Origin of the sequence: Pseudonocardia sp. ICBG1034 (assembly GCF_020131375.1) — a bacterium.
Classification (GTDB): Bacteria; Actinomycetota; Actinomycetes; order Mycobacteriales; family Pseudonocardiaceae; genus Pseudonocardia; species Pseudonocardia alni.
Map to the genome: position 1 here is coordinate 1 of NZ_JAHLEK010000024.1, position 19,685 is coordinate 19,685.

Genomic DNA, 19,685 nt, shown 5'->3' on the forward strand with positions numbered 1-19,685 from the left:
GGTCGTCCCCGCGCCCGCGGGGGTGGTCCCACGAACGTCTGCCGGGCCGGCGCCGCGGCGTTGTCGTCCCCGCGCCCGCGGGGGGTGGTCCCGGGGTCTACCAGGGCCACGTCGTGGTGGTGCCGTCGTCCCCGCGCCCGCGGGGGTGGTCCCGAGGTCCGTCCGCGCCTGGTCGAGGCCATCGCGTCATCCCCGCGCCCGCGGGGGTGGTCCCACGATCGACAGGATCGGTGGCCCCCACGCGGAGTCGTCCCCGCGCCCGCGGGGGTGGTCCCGTCATGCGCACCCCGCTCGGCTCGATCGTGGTGGTCGTCCCTGCGCCCGCGGGGGTGGCCCCCGCGCGACGTAGCGGGCGATGTGGTCGCCGCCGTCGTCCCCGCGCCCGCGGGGGTGGTCCCGTCACCCTGGACCTGTCGAACCCGACCGACCAGTCGTCCCCGCGCCCGCGGGGGTGGTCCCTCCAGGTCGAGCTCGGCGGTCGCCGGGTGAGGTCGTCCCCGCGCCCGCGGTGGTGGTCCCGCCCTGCAGGCGGCGCAGCAGGCGCAGACGGAGTCGTCCCCGCGCCCGCGGTGGTGGTCCCGTGCGCAGGAGTGTGCGCACAGCGCCGGCCTCGGTCGCGATCAGGCCGCCGGCCGCGACGTCCCATCGACGGCGTCGTCCAGGCTGGCGTGGAACGTAGGCATCGTGTGAGCCGGTTGCTGCCGAACCGGACACCGCGGTAGCTTCTGGAGACCGACCTACCTGATCCGCAGGGGAGTCAGCGCGCTATCGCGCGTCTCCAGCCAGGAGGTCGCACCCATGAACGCCGACCAGCCCGACCTGTGGCGCTCCCAGGGCAGCCCCACGCCGATTGTGCTGTGGGACATGCTTGACGGTCCGATGCCGCGAGGGCTTCTCGGTGTCGGTGACCCGAACGTCCACCTCGTCGAGGACCGGTGGACCCTGTTCGTCGGCGGCTTCACCACCACGTTCCGCAACCGCCTGTTCCGCGCGCACCTGGTCGACGAGGCGACCGGCCCCGGCGGTCCATGGCGGCTCGACCGCGACCCTCGGGGCCGGGCCCGACCGCTGGCCGCCGACCCGCCGAAGGGCAGTTGGGACGCTGCCGGCATGCACACCCCGAGCTACGTCCCGCCGGCTGCGGGCAACGGCGCTCGGATCTATTACTCGGGCCGGGCGAACGCCAAGCTCTACGGGCCCGGGAGCAGGTACGCGATCGGCGTGTTGGAGCACGTCGACGGCCAGTGGCAGCGGCGCGGAGCGCCGGTGCTGGAGGGCAGCGCCCCGAGGTGGAGCGTGCTCGAACCGCGCGTCGTTCATTCCGGGGGTCGCTACCGGATGTGGTACCAGGCCAACCCGCACGAGATCGGTCCCGGCGAGCACCCCGACTACGAGCTTCAATGCGTCGAGAGCGAGGACGGCCTGACCGGTTGGACACCGCCGCGTGTGTTCGCCGGGCCGGACGAGGGCTTCTTCGACATCGCGATCGCGCCGCGCGGCGACGGGTGGGTGATGCTGCTGGCACGAGGGTCCGACCTGCACGACACGGGCGGTTTCCCGCCGCAGGGCCTCTGGTGGAGCACGGCGGCGCGTCCCAGCGCCGAGCGCGCGGACTGGTCGCGACCGAGGCGGTTCCTCGACACCGACGCGCCGGGTACTCCCGTCTGGATGGCCCGCGGAACCTACGGACCGGGGCTCGCGTTCGATCCTGCCGCCCCCGATTGCGTCACGGTGCTGCTGACGGGCGTCCGGGACGCCCCGCGGTGGCCCCGCCTGATGCTCGGGCGGGTCGCCCGGCTGCGTCGCCCGCCGGTGCCCGCACCGTTCTACCTGTCGGTGGCTTCTCTGATGCTTGATCTGCCGACCTGCTGATCGATGCGCTTACACGGCCGGAGTCCAGATCGGCGTAGGGCACAGTGCGCGGGACCCCGACGGTGCGGCCGCGCCGGATCGCGTCCACCACGTCGTGACGCGGATGTTTCTGCGACCGCGACGAAGCAGGTGTGCCTTGCACTGGCCTCAACAAGTCCGCGTCGCGTACTCGAGTGTGTACGCGTCCGGGTACGCTGGGCGGTGTGTGGGTGCCCGAGGTGTTGTCATTTCGTGAGTTCCGTACGGCGTTGGCGGCGACGTTGAAGCGGGTGCAGGAGCCCGAGGCCGAGCCGGTGTTCGTCGGTGCTCATCGCAAGCCCGAGGCGGTGGTGATGTCGGTGGCGCGCTACGAACAGCTCATTGGGGCCGCGCAGCGCCGCGCCGATGTCGACGAGGCACTCGCCTCGGTCCGCGCCGAGGGCCTGGAGCCGAGCGCGGAGGGTCTGGCGTTGCTCGACGGTGTCGCTGCCGGCTCGTTGAGCACCGGCGAGGCTCGTGAGCGTGTCCTGGCCCGCTACCGCCGTTGACCGGCCCGGACCCCTACCTCGACCTCGCCACCGGCGTTCTGCGGAACCGGCTGGGGATCACCGATCCGGGAGAACTCGCCCAGGCCGAGGCCGAGCTCACCGCGCTACGCCTGATCGAGCTGCGCCAGGCGCCGCTGCCCGGACGTTACGACCTGGACCACCTGCAGGACTTCCACCACCACATCTTCAGCGACCTCTACGACTGGGCCGGTCAGCTGCGCACCGTGTCCATCGGCAAGGGACAGCTGTTCTGCCTCCCTCAGCACCTCGAGACCTTCGCCGCCGACATCTTTGACCGCCTCCACTCCGAGCAGGTGCTGCGCGGGCGTGACCTCGACGGCTTCGTCACCGGCCTGGCCGAGCTGCTGGGCGACATCAACGCCCTGCACCCGTTCCGGGAGGGCAACGGGCGCACCCAGCGGGCGTTCCTGGCCCAGCTCGCCCACGACGCCGGCTACGAGCTGCGCTGGACCGCGATGGACCCCGCCGAGAACAACCGCGCGTCTGCGCTCTCGCTGGCCGGTGACACCACCGCCCTGCACACCATGCTCGCCCGCCTCATCAGGCCACTCCGTCAGCCACCCCAGTCACGGCCGGCATCCACCGACAGCTGAGCAGCGCCTCCGCCTCGACCTCGGTCCGACTCTCGAGGGGCCGTGCCACTTATGCCGAGTTGACAACGCGTTCCTGTCAGTTTGTCCACCGCGCCTGACTTGGTGCGTACAGAATTGTCGGCCCCCTGCCGCACACTGAGCCTTATCCCCGGTGCTGTGCGAGAGGACCGTGATGTCAGACCCCGTCATCGTGGCAGGAACCGCCCTGTCCCGTGAGCTTCAATTAGCGTTCCGCAACGCATGCGGCGCCCGCCGGAGCGAGTGGGTCGAGCGGGAGAACGAGGCACTTACCGCCCTGCGGATCCTGGCCACCTACCTCGCCTATCATCCGGGAAGCGCCACCGCCCGGGCCATCACGACAACGCTGGCCCGCAGTATCGCTAATCCGGGGGAAGGCATGTCTCCCGTAGAGCATGCACTACCCTTGGCGGCAAGTATCAATACGGTAGAGGGTGACACAGTGGCGCGAGTTGAAACGGTACAGCTGATCGATGACCTCGACGGCGCGGCCGCTGATGAGACCATCGCTTTCGCCCTCGACGGGAAGCAGTTCGAGATCGACCTCAATATGGCCAACGCAGCGACGCTCCGGGACAAGCTCGCCCCGTTCGTTTCCGCCGCGCGAACCGCAGGAGGCAGCCGGCGCGTACGCCGTCGCGAGACTGCCGCGGGGGCGGGCTCGACCGAGGCTCGGCGCCACAACCAAGCGGTGCGTGTGTGGGCGCGAGAGAACGGATACGCCGTCTCCGAACGGGGTCGTATTCCTGCCGAGGTCGTCGAGGCCTACCGCGACCACGACTCGAGCAACTCACTGTCCGCGCCGGAGAAGGCCGCGCCGACGACGCGGCCACAGCCCGCCCAGTTCAGCGGATAGTCCCGCACAGGTCTACGTCGACGGCACTTGGCCGATGAGACGCAACACCGTGGAGCGGTCTGCTTCCGCGTGGCTCTCGCTCATCCAGCACGCTGCACCGCTACGGCTCCGCGGGCCCGTGCTCGCGAGCATCCCGGGCTTGTCCGAGGGCTCCCAGGGCGTCAGCTCCGCACACCTACGAACAGGCCGCGCCCGGTCGGCCCGCCCGGTACGTAGCGCACCGAGCATCCGGCGTCGGCCAACGCGTCGCGGTAGGCCTGCTCCGGCCACAGGCTGAGGATCTCGATCTCGGCGAAGTCGGAGATGCCGTTCTCGTCAGCGACGACGAACCGCAGCTCCATCCGGGTCTTCCCGTCGACCAGGGTGGAATGCGAGACCCGGGTGATGGTTCTGTCCGGGCCGCGGCTCAGATCACCGGCCACGTAACCGTCGATGAGTCGCTCGGAACCACCAGGGCTCGATCACGAGCACACGCCGGGCATCCCGGCCAACTAGACCCCGCCAACTACTCAGAACAGATGACTCCACTCAGTTGCCGTTAACGCGGCATCTGGCCTATCGACATGCTCGGCGACACCACCTCGTCAACTCGTCGGGAGGCGCCATGAACACCCTCACCCGCACCCTCGCCAGCCTTGTCGTCGGCGTCACCCTCGCCGCCGGAGCCGGCGTCGCCTGCTCCACCCCCCACACCACCGATGGCTACGTCGGCGAGATCCGCGACGCCATGAGCGAGCAGGAGAACTCCGGCGCCTCCGACCAGCAGATCATCGGCACCGGCCGCATGATGTGCTCCATCCCCGGGGCGCTGGACACCGTCAACACCGCGGAGTCCGACGCCACCCCCCAGTACGCCAGCTTTGTGGAAATCACCCGCGGCTACTGCGACGTCCTCGGCACCGACACCAGCAATGCCTTCGCGCCCCTGCCCGGCACCGGCACGGACCCGGCCGCCGAGACCGCGATCGCCCCGGTCGCGCCGTCCCCGATCGCGATCGGCGCGCCGAACGTCCTGAACTACGGCGGCCAGGACACCGCCACCTGGACCGTCAACGGCGTCGACTGGTGCGAGGGCTACCTGCGCATGGACATCACCCTGAAGACCTCGGACCTGTACGTGCCCGGCCAGGACCACATCTTCATGCGCACCCAGTGGACCGACACCGGCGGCATCACCCACGACAACGCCGGCATCATCGCCCCCTCCTGTGGCGAGGAACTGCCCGAGGGCTACAGCACCCAGCCCGGCAAGACCTACCGCGGCGTCCAGACCTTCAACATCCCCCAGGGCCAGTTCGCCAGCCTGGACATCTACGGCTCCGACGACCGCCAGCACGTCTACACCGAGCAGAGCTGAGCCCAGACGATGAACCCGCAGCCGCCCTACCCGCAGCACCAGTTCCAGCAGTGGGCGCCGCCCGCCCGTCGCGTCTGGCCGTGGGTCCTGCTCACCGCCGTGCTCGCCACGGTCGTCACCGCCACCATCACCGTCCTGACGATGCTGCTCGTCGCGCCGGCCGGCGCCGACAACCCCGACCCGCTGCAGGTGGCCGCCTTCACCCAGAACGCCGGCACCGACCTCTACGGGCGCGGGATCTGGACCGACGACGCCCTCCTGCAGATCGGCCTCGCCGTCTGCGACATGAACACCGACGGCCTGCACGAGGCCCAGCAGATCGACCAGCTCAAGTCCCGATGGGGCGGCCTCGACGACTTCGACACGATCACCCTGATGCACCACGCCAACGCACGGCTGTGCCCCGACACCGTGCCGTCATGAGCACCGCCCCGTGCCCGGTCGCCGTCGCGTGCTGGTCCTGCCGCGCCACCGACGGCCTCCGCGCCCTGGTCGCCGCTAGCCCCGCCGGGCCGCTCTGCTGGACCGCCTGCCCGCGGTGCGCCGGCGGCGGAGTCCGCCTGCGTATCACCGGCGACGCCGCGCTGCGCCTGGCCCGCGAGCACCGCGAGCACGCCGGACCAGACCGGGCGTAGCCGCCTCAGCCGACAGCGCGCGCCGCCCGGTTCGCCCGGACCATGCCGAGGACTCCGACGACGAGAACGACCAGGATCGAGCCGGCCCCCACAGCCGCCGTCACGATGCCGGTCGGCCACCCCGCCGACGGCGCCGCGATCGGATAGGCGATGCACACACCCACCAGCACGTAGCCGGCGCCGGCTGCCGCGAGCATCCACGGGGCAGCCGCCTGGTGACCGACCCGCCACGCCTCGTCCGACGCGACGGTGGCCTCAGTCTTGATCCCCGGGGTCCTGCCCATCTTCAGCGTGCCGGCACGCCCACGACGTCCGATGTAGTGCGAGAGAACCGACACCAGCAGCAGCCCCAGGACGTTGAACACGAAGCCGGTCGACACAGCGCCCCTCCCCAGGATCGTCGGCCCCACTCTGCCCGTACCCGGACCGGCCGGCGCGCCTCGGTGCCGCCGCCGGCGCAGGTCGCGACCCTGGACCGCATGACGACCGCGATCCCCGCCCGGCCCGAGACGACCGCCCCGACCGGCGCACTCACCGACCTCGACAGCAGCACCGGCGAGTTCACCGCGGTCGTGGCGGTCACGAACGTCGTCGATGACGTGTCAGACCTCATCGAGGTCGGCGCCTTCGGGGCGAGCCTCGCGCGCCGTACTCCGAAGGCGTAATGGCCCATGACTGGACCCGGCCGATAGCCCGCGCCCACGAGGTCGTCGAGCTGCGCCCCGGCGACCGCCGCCTCCCCACCCGCACCCCCGACGGGAAGCCATGGCCGCAGCAGGCCGGCGCGCTGCTGGTCCGCGGGAAGTTCCTGAACACCCGCGACTGCCGTGAGGCTGCCGCCGTCGCCCGCGGGTTCGGCGAGCAGCAGGCGTTCTCCATCGGCTACCGCGTCCCCGAGGGCGGGGCGCAGAACCGCGGCGGTGTCCGCCACATCAAGGCCGTCGACCTCTACGAGTTCTCCACCGTCCTGGTCGGGGCGAACAGCCTCGCCGGGCTGCAGTCGGTGAAGGAGTTCGTGCCCGACGGCGTCGAGATCAAGTCCGCGACCGCCGTCACCGGGGCCGCCCGCCCCCGCACCGTCGTCGACCCGGTCACCGTCGCCCAGTGCGCCTTCTGCCTCGCCCCCGCCGCTGGCTCCCTCGGCGCACGCCCGGGCGCCATGGTGGCGCTGACCTGCGACAACTGCACCGACAGGATCCACGAGCTGATCGGCGGTGGCGGTGACGACACCTTGCCGCTGTTCGACGAGCTGACCGACGACGGGCCGGCGCCGTTCGCCGCCGCCCTCACATGCTCGGTGTGCGGCGGCCAGGCCGGCGGACGCCTCCGTCGCGCCGCGCCGCCCGACGATCTGATCTGCCGAACCTGCGTCGCCGAGCTCCGCGTGATGGCCGACGACCGGGCTCACGCCGACGACCCGGACCAGCCGACGACACCCGCCGAGTACACCGCCGCCCTGGCCGACCAGACGCAGCTCATCATGACCGCCGATGCCCGCCTGGTGCCCGACACCACCGTGGACGGTGGCGGCGCTTGGTCGCCGGCGCTACTGACGGCCGGCCGCGCCGTTCGCCCGGATTGCGCCGTTCGGTCGCGAACCGGCCGGGCCGCCGCACGTCGTCAAAGTCATGCACCAGCTCCCCGCCCGCGCCCGCCGGGCCGCCGGCATCGCCGGCGTCCTCGCCGCCGTCGCGCTCCTCACCGCCTGCCAGGAAGCGCAGGCCAGTCAGCCGCCGCGACCCACGATCCCGCCCATGCCGACGATCGCCCTACCCGCCCCGCCGACCGTGCCCGGCACCCGGCCGAACACCGGCAGCATCGTGCTGACCTGCACGCAGCTCGGCAGCAGCAAGCAGTACCTGTGCACCCAGACAGGGACCGCGCCGGCACCGGTGACGCCCCCGCCGACCGTGCCGCCGAGCACGCCCCCGCCGCCCGTGACCCCGCCCGCCCCCTCGACCAGCCCGCCGCCCGTCGCGCCGACGGTTCCGCGGCCGATCGATGAGGGCAGCCCCGAGCCGACCATCCCGCCGCCGGCGACGACCGAGCCTCGCCCGACTACACCGCAGCCGACCACGCCCGTCCCAACGACGCCGAAGACGGGCAGCGTCGAGCCGACCACGACCAGCTCCGTCGGCTGATCGACCAGCTCAGGTCCAGGTGGGGCGGCCTCGACGACTTCGACACGATCACCCTGATGCACCACGCCAACGCACGGCTGTGCCCCGACACCGTGCCGTCATGAGCACCGCCCCGTGCCCGGTCGCCGTCGCGTGCTGGTCCTGCCGCGCCGCCGACGGGCTCCGCGCCCTGGTCGCCGCCAGCGGAGGCTTTGCTCGCCGCGCGCCCGCCGGATCGCCAGCTCGTCGCCGGGCATGCGCTGCGCGACCTGCGCACGGACGCGCAGCACGAGCGACAAACCACCCCGGCTACTTCCCGGTCGACGACGACCTGCTTGACGAACTCAACGCCGTACTGTTCGTCCGCGACGCCGACTGACCCGGCCCGACCTGACGGCTCAGAACGGGTCGATCCTGGTCACGTCGCTTCGGGCAGGTTGTCGTCGTGGCGTGCCAGGAGGTAGCCGGCTGGGGGCTTACCCGGGGCGGGGGCGGCGATGCGCATACGGGCGAGCTCGGTGAAGCCGTGTCCTCGCAGTCGTGCGGTGAGCGCGTCGAGGCTCCACAGGAACGCCGGGGAGGCCTTGTGGTCGTAGGGGATCCAGCCCTCAGCCCCGGGAGTGTCGGTGATCTGCACCCCGATGAGCAGGCAGCCACCCGGTGTGATCACCCGGGCGAACTCGGCCAGGACTTCGGAAAGGATCTCAGGCGGGGTGTGGATGAGCGAGAAGTGAGCCAGGATGCCGGGGACCGACTCATCCGGTGCCTCGAGTTGGAGGATGGAGCCGACTTCGAAGCGCAGGTCAGGGCGATACCGGCGGGCGATCGCAATCATGGCCGGTGAGAGATCGATGCCGTACGTCCGGATGCCGTTGCGGTCCAGGTGGTCGGTCCACTGTCCCGGGCCGCACCCCGCGTCGATCACGGCGCCGTCGGATCCACCGGAGCGAACAATACCAGCGAAGGTATTGATCATCGCTGCTGACAGGATGTCGGTGACTTCATCGCTCCGCCGCACCATGTCGTCGTACAGCTCGGCGACGTTGTCGTAGTCCCGGCGCGTCCGCTCCAACACCTCGCGTGCGTTCATGCGGCGCACGCTAGTCAACAGCTCCGACATCGAAGCGCTACCGAGCGGCAGCCATGGTGGTACTCCTACAGCATCCCTCTTGCGACAGAGCCGCGGCAACCCTGGAATAAGAAGCCGACCCGACCGCTGCGGTTTGCAACAACTCCTTGTTGTTGGGACGAGACTTATCTGCTACGTGCGTGCTCCGTTCTCGAGCTGCCAGTCTCTACAGGCATGGTCACCGCCGTATAGCCGAGCCGATCAAGGAGACGTCGTCATGATGGGCAGCCACCAGCTGAAGATCGGATTGCGGGTTAGCGATCTACAACGCTCCGCGAAGCTCTACCGCGCGGCCGGGTGTCGTGAGATCCCGAACCAGGACCAGCCCAACCTCCGATACCTCACCTTCGGCCACACCTGGCTGATACTGACCGATCTCCACGCCCACGGCTTCCACTCCGACAAACGCGCACAAGCAGCACGAGGCGGACCGCTCGGGTCAGGAGTCGTGCTTGCGATCCCGACCTCGGACCTGGAAGCGATGCACCGCCTCTGGCTCGCCGAGAGACTCCCGATCACGCTGGAGCCCGAGAACGTCGGCTGGGCTCGGATCTTCTACGGACTCGACCCCGATGGCTACGAGGTGATGTTCGAGCAGTTCACGCACTAGCGCCATCACCGTCAGCGGGGCACCGATGCTGATGCCCAACCCCCGCGTCGAGATGAGTCTGCGCGGCTCGCGAGGTCGTCGATCCAGCCTCGTCGGTCGGCCGGCAACACTAATTGGACGGCGATCTATGGCGAGAATGCACACGGACGAAGTGAACGTCGATCACCACCTCGTCCGGAAGCTAGTCGGGGCGCAGTTCCCGGAGTGGGGCCGACCTACCGGGCGCTGTCGCCACGGCCTCCTACTGTCATAATCTTCATTATCGGCTTAAGCTTACAGACTGGTATGAGCGCCAGACGACGCAAGAGTCGGCGTGCTGGCGAAGGGCACTGACCGAGGTGAGCACATCGTCGGGCAGTTGCGGCCCGGTCAGGGCCGGACGGCGAGCACCTCCGGGAACGGGGACCGGTCGGCGATGTGGCCGCGCAGCTTCGGCGACAGCATGTCGGCAACGGCGAGCAGGTCGGCGTGCCGGTCGGCCAGCTGTATGCGGAGGATCGACTCGTTGTGCGCCGCACGGTTCCGGAGTCTGCGAAGGCGATCGACCGGTTCGTGCACAGCGGCCCGGCTAGTGCCGCGGGGGAACGCACGGTGCAGGCGGCGTCTCCAGACGGGTCCTTCGTGGGCTGCCGTCGTCAGCCCGGACCAGAACCCGAAGTTCAGCTCGGCGACCACCTTGCCCGACGCCGGGCGGGCGCCGCCACCGCTCTTGCGAGCCTTGTCGATCGCGACCGCGATCTCGTTCCGCGGCCACCAGTTCGCGTCCTTGCCGCCCCGGATACGCGCTGGGAAGTACCGGGTCGGCTCGTACACCCAGTGCGAGTCCCCGGGCCGGTCACGGGCGGACAGCGCGTGGTCGTAGGCGTTCCGGAGCCCAACCTCGAGGTGTCCGATGTCGTGGAGAAACGCCGCAGCGGCGCGAGCGTTCCAGTCGTACAGCGCGAGGGCCCGGGCACGGTCACCGTCGGCCTCGACGAGGTAGACGGCGAATCGGGGCTGGGAAAGCCACTGCTCGATCCAGTCGCCGACATCCACCACTCGCAGCCTTCCGTGTCCCGGTGTATCATGGTTAGCGAATAGCCCCGGAAGCCTCTGACCCTCGTAGGTCACGCGACCGGGGCTTTGTACTGTGCGGCCCCGCACCGATCCCGGTGCGGGGCCGGGACTCGTCTCCAGGATGACCACCTTCCCACGAGTGCCCTACTACGGGGATGCGGTGGGTCCATCACCATCGGCCCAATGTCCACCGCCAGAACCGGGCGATCGCGTAACCACGCGGTCAGGGTCGCGGTCAGGCGACCAGGGAGCACGTCAATCCGGCGGCGCTTCCCGCAGCTACCCCGTCGCGGCAACACGCGGCCGCTGTTGGAACGCCCCGTGAGTGATCTCCACCTTCTCCGTAACCAGATCGCTCACCATGAGCCGCTGATCCGTGAACCGCTGCACAAGCGCTTGGCCAGTCTGGAGTACGTGCTGGACCAGATAGACCCACGGGTCCGGGTCTGGGCGCTCGACGACGGCGGGAGGTTGGCGGCTCTACTGGGCAGCAGGCCCTGAACCCGCCACTGCTTGTCGGCATCTGTGCCCTGATGTGCTCTGAATCGGATATGGAACAGGCAGCGACACAACGCGACTCCAGCGCGACCAGCGCCGGGCGGTCGCGGCGCCCCCGGACCGGGCTTTCCGCTGTCGTCCTCATTTATCGGCTCGCGAACGTTGGAGCTACCAGAGCCCGAAGCCTCATTCGTCGGTCATGGTGAAATCGAGGCCGTCAGCGATCGTGCCGAGCAGTCCGGCCATGTCGCGGAGAAGTTGCGCGTAGCTTCCATCGCTGAACAGGCCTTCCGACGGGGGGTCTTCTCCGTAGGCTGGCTGATCAGCGCGAGCTGGTGCTTGAGACTCGGCATCGTCATCCGCGTCGGCCGCGGACACGACGAGACGCCGACGCTCGACACTGCGGTGGAGCCGACGCAGTACGTCCGTTACCTCGACCTCCACATCGGATTGGATCCTCGCTGCAACGTCGAGCCACTCCTGGTGTGAACTGGTCGCTTCCTCCGCCGCACGCCATAGCAGGTGCAGGACGGTCTCGCGAGCGAGCTTTTCGAGAGCTGCCGCCGTGTCGAGAAGGCGAGGCCCGGACGCCGTCGGAGGCGGGGGTTCCGACCCCTCCGCGAACAAGCGGAGGAATCTCCAGGGCCTTTCATCCCCGAGCCGGTCGAGCGCAGCGAAGACGCGCGAGAAGTCCTCCAGGGGCCTCGGTCCCTCGAGAGTACGGCGGTGGGCCCAGATCTTCAGGATGGTGTCGACGATCTCCAACCGTTGCTCGACGGTCGTGGAATCGTCCTCGGCAGCGACGACGAGTTCCGCTAGATGGTGAGACATCCATTGCCCGACGGTGTCGTATTCCGCCGTCTGCGCAGCGAGCATCCGGCCCAGGTCGAGTACGGCCTCAGTACTCGGACCAGTGTCCTGCCGGATCGAGGAGATAGGTCTTGCCGGAAGATTCGAGTCGTCTGATGTCATCATCCTCTTCCCTTCCGGGACCGCGGTACGGACGTTGGCGGTCGCGACGCAGCTCAACCTGGAGGAACAGAGTCCGGTCCAGCTCGCGCAACACTGTCGTCACGAACTTGAGGCTGACCTCGAACCGGGCCCCCTCGACACCCGTCTCGCGGACGCCCCGATGCTCGGTCAGGTCGCGCCACACGGTGCTCCGACAGGCGGGAACGCCACGATGGAACCACGTCCGCTGGTCATCGTCGGCGGTCAGATCGAACCGGGCGATAAGTTCGTCACCCGGCCGGGTAGGCGGGAACCTGACACCCGTCCCGCGCTCGTCGCGCTCGTCGATGCCGTGACGGGCTGTCGCGCAGTTCAGCCAGGGCAGGAGATCGTAGGGATACCGGTCGGGCCGATCGAACTGATCGTCGGTCGTCGGGATCGGGAATCCTGCCGGGGTGAGCGGCGACGTCTGCGACGCGATCAGCAGCGACCGTGCCGTCGGGTGGGGGACTAGCGCGGTCCGGATGCGCAGGTCCTGCGACAGCTCGGCGTGGGCGACGGTTGTGTAGGCGTCCACACAGATCCACTCGCCGCCGACGCCGACGCCGACGGCAGCATCGAAGTCAGGCAGGCTCAGACTCCACGGCCAGTGTTCCTTCGGTTCGAAGTCGGCCAGCGTCCGCTCGGGCGCCGGCGACGGGGGCGGGTCGCGCCGGTCGGCGAGCCATCTGCCATCGGGTCGTGTCGGGAGGAACTTAGCGAGCCATGCGGAGTACGTATCCACCGCGTCCTCGGGTTCGTGGCAGGCGGGCACGTCGACAGCAAGCTCGGCTCCGACGGTCAGCAACGCATGAACTGCAAGGTAGAACGCATGATTGTCCTCGTCGGGCCAGTCACCGCGGTCAGGGTATGAGCCGCGGGGTGCGTACACGTCCGCCCGAGGATCCATCCCTCCGGCGAACGCCCCGGTCTCATCCAGCTCGTCGGCCACCTCGAGCGCACGACGGGCGACGTTGCTCTCGGTGCTCCCGAAGGCCTCGGCGACACCGTCGCACCAGTACTGCTCGAAGTCCAGGAAGAAGGGGTAGCGCTTCGCCTCCTCTTCGTCGACGTCGCGCGATAGCGGGTCGGGCCGGCTCCGCTGCTCAGCGCGGTCGAGCTCGACCGTCTCGGCGACGACGCGCCGGCTGAGTGCACCGTGCTCTGACTCCCCTAGCGATACGAGCCCTCGGTCGGCCAAGGTGAGCAGGGTGCGCTGCGCGAGGAACTGGTTGGCTGCGTGCCGGGGTCCCAGGACCACGGTCTTCAACCATGGCGCGAATGCGGCCACCGGGATGGCGTCTTGGTCGAGTGCGGCTCGCGACAGAGCGAGCAACAGCCACAGCCGAGCATGCAACAGGTAGAAGGGGAACCGGGCGTCGTGGAACGGCGCGACGGACGAGGTTCCGTCGGCGAACCGGACGAGCGCGTCAAGTTCGGCGATGCATCCCAGGCGGACCAGCAACAGGACGGCGTGCGCGGCGCGCCACCGCATAGCGATCGACATGTCGCCGAGGGCGCTCCACAGCACCCCTGCCAAGCCGGAGGCGTGGTCACCGGTCGGAACGGGCAGCGCATCTCCGGAACCATCCGAGGAGGTGGCAGACGGCGCGAGGTCCTCGAAGAGCTCGGCCAACGCATCGAACACGGCTCCGGCCTCATCCGGGGGCAGGGTTGTGGCCAGGTTGGCGGCGAGGAGGAAGTAGTCACGGTACGTCAGTCGGTGGGCGGTTCGTCCGAGCCAGCGCAGGGCCGCACTGCTCAACTGGGCGACCGTGGTGCCGGTTGCTTCGGCGAATGGCACGAGGCGATCGTCGTCGTACCGGGTCCCGATACTGCTCGCGAATCGCTGGGTCAGCTCGCTGGCCAGTCGGTCTCGGGCCTGTCGAAGTGCCGGAGTCTGCGTCTGCACGGTCGCGGCAGTCTGTGCTACTAGGGTGAAGTCGGACTCGGTCGCCCGTACAGCGCGGCTGAAGGCGTCGAGGACAAGCGATCGCCGCGTCGGATGCTTGCTGACTGCGAACCGGACCAGTGCACGCCTGTCCTCGTCGCGCCAGCCGATCACGGTCAGCGCTGCGTCCCACGCTTCACTCGTCGTGAAGTCGCTGGCCGCGAACCGTTCCTCGGGATCGATCTCTGTCTCGCTCGTGAACCGCCGAGGCAAGACAGGGCCTGTGTCGTACTCGCTCGGGACCTCACCGGGACCTCGCTCAAAACGTGTGAACTCGTCGAGGACCCGTGTAGCACGTGCTTCATCGACGGGGTTCAGTCCCGCAACCGCGGTCCGCCATGCCGTCATCGGCCGAAACGCCTCGAAGGCCAGGAGATCGACCTGCTGATCCCCCGAGGCGGCGGCGGGCGTCACCATGGCCGAGAAATCGAGAGTGCGCCGGTCACGGGCGCGCGACAACGCGGTAAAGTAGGTCGACTCATGCATGACGAGCAGGCGCTTGCCCAGCGCTCGGATATCAATTTCCCCGTTACGATCGAGCTCCTCGCCGATCTGGAAAAGGCGGTACGCCCGCGCGGACTCCTCGCCGGTCGCCAGCGCCTTCGCAATCTTGGTCAACGCGTACCAGCGGGAATAAAGATCGTCACCGACCCGATCCGCCTCGGCCAGGGCGAGATCGAAGATCGCTCTCGCTTCCGTTCCGTTGGCGGCGAGCAGGGCCCGCGCTAGACCGATGAGCGAGTCGATCCTGGTATCCGCGTCCGTACGATCCCGCTGCGCGGCGTCCACCGCCCGCGTGACCACGTCGAGGCAGAAATTCTCAAGTTGCGGGGACCGCGCGGCGACGCGAGCGATTGCGACAGCGGACCGGGACAACGCCGTGTTGTTGGCCTCGTGCCACGCAGCCACCCGGGCTGCCGGACCGACCAACGGGATGAGCGCAAGGATCCTGACCGCGATCTCGGCAGTCGCGTTGACCAGCACGAACGGCGTGTTGTAGCCGGAGACCGGCTTCAGATCCGTGTCGACGAGGGCAGTGAACTCGTCGATCACTTGCTGAGGTTCCTCGGCGAGGAGCGCGTCCACCCAGCAGTCGACCCACGGCAATAGCCCGGGAATGTTCGTCCTGAAGTCTCGAGCGTTGTGGTCGTTCGAGTACTCACGGCCCATGAGCTCCACCAGCGCGCCGGACGCTATCGCATCCACCGTCAGGGGAGTCCCTTTGAGCCGCGCCCGCAACGCGTGGGCCAGCAGGAGGTTGACGGGTGATAGTCCGTGTAGCCGACCGCCGGCACTGTCGGGCAGGTACTTGGGAAGGTGGATATTCAGGAGGCGCAGCGCGTCCGGTCCGCCCAGCTGACCGCAGCGCAACGCGTGTATTAGCGTCCACACGATCTCGCGCAGGTCAAGGTCATGATCGACTGGGGTCCGCTCCCATCGAAACGGTTCCGTCCGCGCTTTCACTGCTGCGACGAGCGCGGCGGTGGTGTCGGCGGACGGGACGACGTTGTGGTCGAACATCGTGGTGGCGACGGCCATCTGAACGGCCGGGCTCCCGTCTGCGGCAATGACTAGGCCGTTGATGTCCTCGTCACGCCTGGCATCGGCCAGTCGGGCGGCCAGCACCAGCGTCGCAGCGTGAACGAAGCCGTCCGGTTGCCAGCGGCAGAGCAGTTCGACGCCCGCTTCGGGTCCGTCGGTGTTGACCGCGGCCAACGCGAGGTCGGCGACCGCGTCAGGGGTTACGTGACGGCGTAGTGACCGGTCCTCGTCCTCCGGCATCGCCAGGATGGCGACGAAGTTGTCGAAGCTGGATCGCCGACGGTTGCGGGCCAAGTCCTTCAAGTGCTCGACGTGCGAGAGGAGGGCCGCTTCGACGTGGAGATTGGAACCCGGCCAGTCGGTCGCCATCTCCCGGCCAGAGCAGAGGCCATCGATGATCTCGGGGTCCAGGAAGCGACCGGCAAGGTCGGGATGGCTCCGGAAGGTCGCCATCCTGCGCGAGTGCCCGGAGGATAGTGCTCCGATCTTGATCGCCAGCAGCGCCGCTTCCGCGTTATGCCCCTGGTGCAGCGTTGCGCACAGCGCGAACCGCGCCCGGGCTCGGGCGATCTCTCGTGCCTGGTGCTCACCTGTGTCGCCCGGGAGCCCGGAGTCGGACAGTACGAGCTCGACGAGCTCGACGAGCATGCCCGCCTCGAATAAGAGCTGTGGCAGGTTGCTCGCCAGGTACGACGATCTCGCCGCCAGCGGCATGAGGTCGGCGACGAACTCGCGCAGCCGAGCCGGTGCTGGCGCATACGTCGTACGGAACCAGGTCTCGGTGGGCTCGTCCCGGAACTGCACGGTCGACTCGGTGGTGTGCAGGCCGCGGCCGAGGGCGACTGCGAAGCTGCGGATGGCGTCGACCGAAACCTCCGTTATGGCAGCGAGGTCCTCGAGCGGGATGACAGGGTGCAGTGTGGCGAGCGCCTCAGCCAGCCGTTCGAGTTCCCGCTTCAGCAGGTGGCCCTGGTCGGCGACACCACGTATTTGCTCGGAGAGCAGGCTGTCGAGCACCTCCCCGGGGCCGGTGTGAGCGATGCGGATGGAGCTCAGTGCCGCTGCGGCCGAATCTGCCTTGTCCAGGGCCATCGCCTGGACCCTGGGGTTGCCGCCGCTCAGAGCGTGCAGTTCGTCGCCGTCGCGCTCGGTCGCTTCGGGGAACCGCGTTCGGAGGTGAAGCAACGACTCCGGCCGACCGAAGCCGTCCAGCGCCATCCTCGTCACTCCCGTCGTTGGTACGTCGAGGAGGTCGAGGCGTTCGGGGCGACACAGTTGCACGAGTCGCGCGTTTACCGGCCAGTCCTCTCGGAGCAGGTCGGTGACCACGGTGCGTTGCTGGTGATCCGCAGCCGCGAGGGCGGCGTTGTCGGCCGCGTCGATGACGATCGTGAGTAGAGCGCCTGGCTGCTCGCGGGCGAGGGCTTCCGTCGCTCGGCCAATCCTGAGCTTGAAGGCCCGCATGTAGGACGTCTCCGAGGCGTCGGTGGGAACGAGCGGTAGGCACCGGCCCCGCGTCGCGAGCTCGTTGCAGATCTGAGTGAGTGCGGTGCGATGGTCGTGACGCTGAGAAGTGATCTTGCGGTAGTCCCCGCCTGCGAAGCAGTCGTAGACCACCAGTTCAGAACCTTCGGGCAGGGCCGGACCCAGCATTGTCGTCAAGACGGACTTCCCGACGCCACCGACAGCGGTCAGGATTAGCTTGTTGTCCCTGCCGTGGCGAAGCTGGTCGACCACGCGGTCGACATCGCCGGTGCGGATGGCGTGCGATGGCGGTTCGATCCTGCTGGGCGCTGGGAACAGCTCGTACTCGGTCGCGCGCAGAGCGAGCAGCACGTCGGCACGGCGAAGCGGCCGTGCGTCGAGGGTCGTCGCACGGCGAGCGACAGCGTCCACAAGTTGGGCCATTTCGGTGCCGGTGCCGCTGGGGAGGTGCTGGCGCAGCTCGACATCGAGCAAAGCCTCCGTTTGCACGATTCCGGGCCCGGCGTCATCCATGTGAAGCCGGCGGCAGAAGTCGATTTCGTGCTTCCGGTCTCCGCCGAACCTCATATAGCCCCGCAACAGCTTCGACTGGGTCGGGTGGGTGAAGGTGCTCGTGCCGGCGGCGAGCTCAGTGAGCGAACACCGAACCTTATCGTTGAGCGAGCGGTTCGTGACGAACGTGAACCGCAGCTTCCCGGCATGTCCGTCGCCCAGCGCGATGCGGTAGATCTCGGCGAACTTCGCGAGGGTTGTCCGAAGCTCTGAGGCGACGACGGGTTCGGCCGTCCGCATGGTGGAGTGCTTGAGCTGCGCGTAGCGGACCTCGGAGCAGGAGGCCATGGCACTGCCGCCCCAGTACTCGGCGACGTCGACGACTTCCTCGCCCTCGACGGTCTCGCCCTCGGCCGGGCCTTCGACGCTGATCGCCTCAAGCGAGCCGGTCAGGTCGAGCAGTCCCAACGCCCGTCGCGCGGCCCAGTAGTAGTGGAACCTGTCGCCGTCCCGGCTGGCGCGAACCTTCTCGCCGTCGGGCACAGCGTTAACGTTATCGCTAGAAGGACGGTGGCTCGGCGGCGGCCTGTACACCGTTGATGGAGGCCTCCAACCCCGAGCGCCCGCTGGCCGTGCTCGGATTCGTCGCACGATCTACTCGGCGGCCTTCGCGACTATCGTGGCGTTCAAGGAGGCCTCTCCCCCACCCGCGCCAGCGCCGGTACTCACGGAGCCGCCGAACGTACACGTTCACGTCGATGGGGACGGCACGGACGAGAACCCGCCGAGCCGCTAGGGCCTCAGCGGAACCGACCGCCTCCTAGCTAGGTAGCCGCGATCCCTCCAGCTCTGCTTACGTCAGGTACCTGTCGCAGCGGTGGTGCTTGTAGGCGTGCGACCGGGCGAAGAACGCACCGGCGCGTTCGGTGTCCGTAATAGGGTGTGGGATATGAACAGCCAGCTCCCGCGACGGAGCGACTACGAGCGCCCTCAGCCATTGTCGGCGCGCGAGGGTGGAAAATCCATCTCGCCACGCCACGAAGGACTTCCCACTCACCTTGCAGCACCGATACGGGAGTGGGCGCGGAACTACATCGAAAGTAGTACCGAGCTGCGGATTGCACTACTGCTTGAGGTGGCACTGAGCCCGAAGGGGAGAATCCGAAGCACGACTGCTCCGCCAAGTCGTCTGGTCGACCATCCCGACGTTGACCTGCTCGACGTGGTCGACCTTGCTTTGCAATTACAAGGCTCAGTCACCCACTGCCTCGTCAACCCAGAAACCGTCGTTCATGATAAAGGTCCACAAGCCCTGGAGGTCGAGTCAATAAGCACGAAGCCCTTGCGTCAGCTAGAGCGCCTTCTTGGCGACGGCGGCTCCGTGTATCGGGTCGACCTCGACGTATCCCCTCCTAGGCTAATGCGCCGAGTCGACCCTGTAACCCAGGCAGCCTTCGATCTAGCTGTTAGCGATACCGACGCCGGCCAGCTATTGCGGCGAGCCTGGCACCGTGTCTACTCACGGGAAATAAACCCCGACGGCGCCTACCTCGATGCCGTGCGTGCTGTCGAAACCCTTATTTGCCCACTCATACTCCCCAGAAATCCGAAAGCAACACTAAGTACAGCTATAAAACACTTGCGAGACGCACCTGCAAAATGGGAACTTACTCTTGCGGAAGCCGGAGATAGAAACGTGGAGCCGCTTGTCGCTATGCTCGACCGGCTCTGGCACGGCAACCTTGAATCTCGACACGGAAGCCTCAACTATCGAGAGGTCAACCTTCAGGAGGCGCGTGCTGCAGTCCAGCTCGCCGTAGTATTGGTGCAGTGGGTCTCCGACCGCGTCATTTACCCTACGCCCACGACGACCTAGCCCTTCTCTGCGCCATCTTCCCGTGAGTATATATCTGTCATATGCAGCTCGGCAGTT

Annotated in this window: 17 protein-coding genes, 1 pseudogene and 1 CRISPR repeat array; of the genes and pseudogenes, 12 read left to right on the forward strand and 6 right to left on the reverse strand. The window is 68.4% G+C overall.

Annotated elements, in window-relative coordinates; all coding sequences use genetic code 11:
- Position 1 precedes the first annotated feature (1 nt).
- Positions 2-581: a CRISPR direct-repeat array (repeat unit 22 nt; unit sequence GTCGTCCCCGCGCCCGCGGGGG).
- Positions 582-798: 217 nt separating this feature from the next.
- From KPF22_RS29675 to KPF22_RS29690, 4 genes and pseudogenes are all read left to right on the forward strand, one after another.
- A complete protein-coding gene (locus tag KPF22_RS29675) occupies positions 799-1,872 on the forward strand; it encodes a hypothetical protein (RefSeq protein ID WP_224404003.1) in 1,074 nt (357 codons plus the stop codon).
- Between the two features lie 209 nt (positions 1,873-2,081).
- The gene (locus tag KPF22_RS33455) at positions 2,082-2,399 is read left to right on the forward strand and encodes a type II toxin-antitoxin system Phd/YefM family antitoxin (protein WP_224404004.1); all 318 of its coding nucleotides are present in this window, start codon (positions 2,082-2,084) and stop codon (positions 2,397-2,399) included.
- On the forward strand, positions 2,396-3,013 hold the full coding sequence (locus tag KPF22_RS29685) for a Fic family protein (protein WP_224404005.1): 618 nt from the start codon (positions 2,396-2,398) through the stop codon (positions 3,011-3,013). Before KPF22_RS33455 ends, KPF22_RS29685 begins: the two co-directional genes overlap by 4 nt.
- A gap of 460 nt (positions 3,014-3,473) precedes the next feature.
- Positions 3,474-3,800, forward strand: a pseudogene (locus tag KPF22_RS29690) (Lsr2 family protein); the annotation flags it as partial.
- Between the two features lie 248 nt (positions 3,801-4,048).
- Here KPF22_RS29690 and KPF22_RS29695 read toward each other — a convergent pair.
- The gene (locus KPF22_RS29695) at positions 4,049-4,309 is read right to left on the reverse strand and encodes a hypothetical protein (RefSeq protein ID WP_224404006.1); all 261 of its coding nucleotides are present in this window, start codon (positions 4,307-4,309) and stop codon (positions 4,049-4,051) included.
- Between the two features lie 182 nt (positions 4,310-4,491).
- Between KPF22_RS29695 and KPF22_RS29700 the strand changes: the two genes are divergently transcribed.
- Genes KPF22_RS29700 through KPF22_RS29710 form a run of 3 tightly spaced genes read left to right on the forward strand, consistent with a single transcriptional unit; the run spans position 4,492 to position 5,879 of the window.
- Positions 4,492-5,244: a hypothetical protein gene (locus KPF22_RS29700; RefSeq protein WP_224404007.1), complete on the forward strand. Its 753-nt coding sequence runs from the start codon at positions 4,492-4,494 to the stop codon at positions 5,242-5,244.
- 9 nt (positions 5,245-5,253) lie between these two features.
- Complete coding sequence (locus tag KPF22_RS29705; protein WP_224404008.1) at positions 5,254-5,667, forward strand: DUF732 domain-containing protein; 414 nt, start codon at positions 5,254-5,256, stop codon at positions 5,665-5,667.
- Positions 5,664-5,879: a hypothetical protein gene (locus KPF22_RS29710; protein WP_224404009.1), complete on the forward strand. Its 216-nt coding sequence runs from the start codon at positions 5,664-5,666 to the stop codon at positions 5,877-5,879. Before KPF22_RS29705 ends, KPF22_RS29710 begins: the two co-directional genes overlap by 4 nt.
- 5 nt (positions 5,880-5,884) lie before the next feature.
- Here KPF22_RS29710 and KPF22_RS29715 read toward each other — a convergent pair whose 3' ends face one another.
- Positions 5,885-6,259 carry an SdpI family protein gene (locus KPF22_RS29715; protein ID WP_224404010.1) on the reverse strand — a complete coding sequence of 125 codons (375 nt, stop codon included), beginning with the start codon at positions 6,257-6,259 and terminating at the stop codon, positions 5,885-5,887.
- Positions 6,260-6,358: 99 nt separating this feature from the next.
- Between KPF22_RS29715 and KPF22_RS29720 the strand changes: the two genes are divergently transcribed.
- From KPF22_RS29720 to KPF22_RS29730, 3 genes are all read left to right on the forward strand, one after another.
- Entirely contained in the window at positions 6,359-6,544 is a 186-nt protein-coding gene (locus tag KPF22_RS29720; protein ID WP_224404011.1) for a hypothetical protein, read from the forward strand.
- A complete protein-coding gene (locus KPF22_RS29725) occupies positions 6,544-7,884 on the forward strand; it encodes a hypothetical protein (protein ID WP_224404012.1) in 1,341 nt (446 codons plus the stop codon). Before KPF22_RS29720 ends, KPF22_RS29725 begins: the two co-directional genes overlap by 1 nt.
- 236 nt (positions 7,885-8,120) lie before the next feature.
- A complete protein-coding gene (locus tag KPF22_RS29730) occupies positions 8,121-8,378 on the forward strand; it encodes a hypothetical protein (RefSeq protein WP_224404013.1) in 258 nt (85 codons plus the stop codon).
- 39 nt (positions 8,379-8,417) lie between these two features.
- Here KPF22_RS29730 and KPF22_RS29735 read toward each other — a convergent pair whose 3' ends face one another.
- A complete protein-coding gene (locus KPF22_RS29735; RefSeq protein ID WP_224404014.1) occupies positions 8,418-9,089 on the reverse strand; it encodes a class I SAM-dependent methyltransferase in 672 nt (223 codons plus the stop codon).
- A 256-nt stretch (positions 9,090-9,345) separates the two neighbouring features.
- Here KPF22_RS29735 and KPF22_RS29740 point away from each other — a divergent pair, with 256 nt between their 5' ends.
- Positions 9,346-9,738: a VOC family protein gene (locus KPF22_RS29740; RefSeq protein WP_224404015.1), complete on the forward strand. Its 393-nt coding sequence runs from the start codon at positions 9,346-9,348 to the stop codon at positions 9,736-9,738.
- Between the two features lie 369 nt (positions 9,739-10,107).
- Here KPF22_RS29740 and KPF22_RS29745 read toward each other — a convergent pair whose 3' ends face one another.
- From KPF22_RS29745 to KPF22_RS29755, 3 genes are all read right to left on the reverse strand, one after another.
- Complete coding sequence (locus tag KPF22_RS29745) at positions 10,108-10,773, reverse strand: hypothetical protein (RefSeq protein ID WP_224404016.1); 666 nt, start codon at positions 10,771-10,773, stop codon at positions 10,108-10,110.
- 705 nt (positions 10,774-11,478) lie between these two features.
- Entirely contained in the window at positions 11,479-12,168 is a 690-nt protein-coding gene (locus KPF22_RS29750; RefSeq protein ID WP_224404017.1) for a hypothetical protein, read from the reverse strand.
- Positions 12,169-12,190: 22 nt separating this feature from the next.
- On the reverse strand, positions 12,191-18,295 hold the full coding sequence (locus KPF22_RS29755) for a hypothetical protein (RefSeq protein ID WP_224404018.1): 6,105 nt from the start codon (positions 18,293-18,295) through the stop codon (positions 12,191-12,193).
- Between the two features lie 406 nt (positions 18,296-18,701).
- Here KPF22_RS29755 and KPF22_RS29760 point away from each other — a divergent pair, with 406 nt between their 5' ends.
- Positions 18,702-19,628: a hypothetical protein gene (locus tag KPF22_RS29760; RefSeq protein ID WP_224404019.1), complete on the forward strand. Its 927-nt coding sequence runs from the start codon at positions 18,702-18,704 to the stop codon at positions 19,626-19,628.
- Positions 19,629-19,685: the final 57 nt, after the last annotated feature.

Bases quoted from the DNA above. Each gene is read 5' to 3' on its own strand.
- KPF22_RS29675 (WP_224404003.1), top strand. From the start codon at position 799: ATGAACGCCGACCAGCCCGACCTGTGGCGCTCCCAGGGCAGCCCCACG.
- KPF22_RS29700 (WP_224404007.1), top strand. From the start codon at position 4,492: ATGAACACCCTCACCCGCACCCTCGCCAGCCTTGTCGTCGGCGTCACC.
- KPF22_RS29705 (WP_224404008.1), top strand. From the start codon at position 5,254: ATGAACCCGCAGCCGCCCTACCCGCAGCACCAGTTCCAGCAGTGGGCG.
- KPF22_RS29710 (WP_224404009.1), top strand. From the start codon at position 5,664: ATGAGCACCGCCCCGTGCCCGGTCGCCGTCGCGTGCTGGTCCTGCCGC.
- KPF22_RS29720 (WP_224404011.1), top strand. From the start codon at position 6,359: ATGACGACCGCGATCCCCGCCCGGCCCGAGACGACCGCCCCGACCGGC.
- KPF22_RS29725 (WP_224404012.1), top strand. From the start codon at position 6,544: ATGGCCCATGACTGGACCCGGCCGATAGCCCGCGCCCACGAGGTCGTC.
- KPF22_RS29730 (WP_224404013.1), top strand. From the start codon at position 8,121: ATGAGCACCGCCCCGTGCCCGGTCGCCGTCGCGTGCTGGTCCTGCCGC.
- KPF22_RS29735 (WP_224404014.1), bottom strand. From the start codon at position 9,089: ATGAACGCACGCGAGGTGTTGGAGCGGACGCGCCGGGACTACGACAAC.
- KPF22_RS29740 (WP_224404015.1), top strand. From the start codon at position 9,346: ATGATGGGCAGCCACCAGCTGAAGATCGGATTGCGGGTTAGCGATCTA.
- KPF22_RS29750 (WP_224404017.1), bottom strand. From the start codon at position 12,168: ATGCTCGCTGCGCAGACGGCGGAATACGACACCGTCGGGCAATGGATG.
- KPF22_RS29760 (WP_224404019.1), top strand. From the start codon at position 18,702: ATGAACAGCCAGCTCCCGCGACGGAGCGACTACGAGCGCCCTCAGCCA.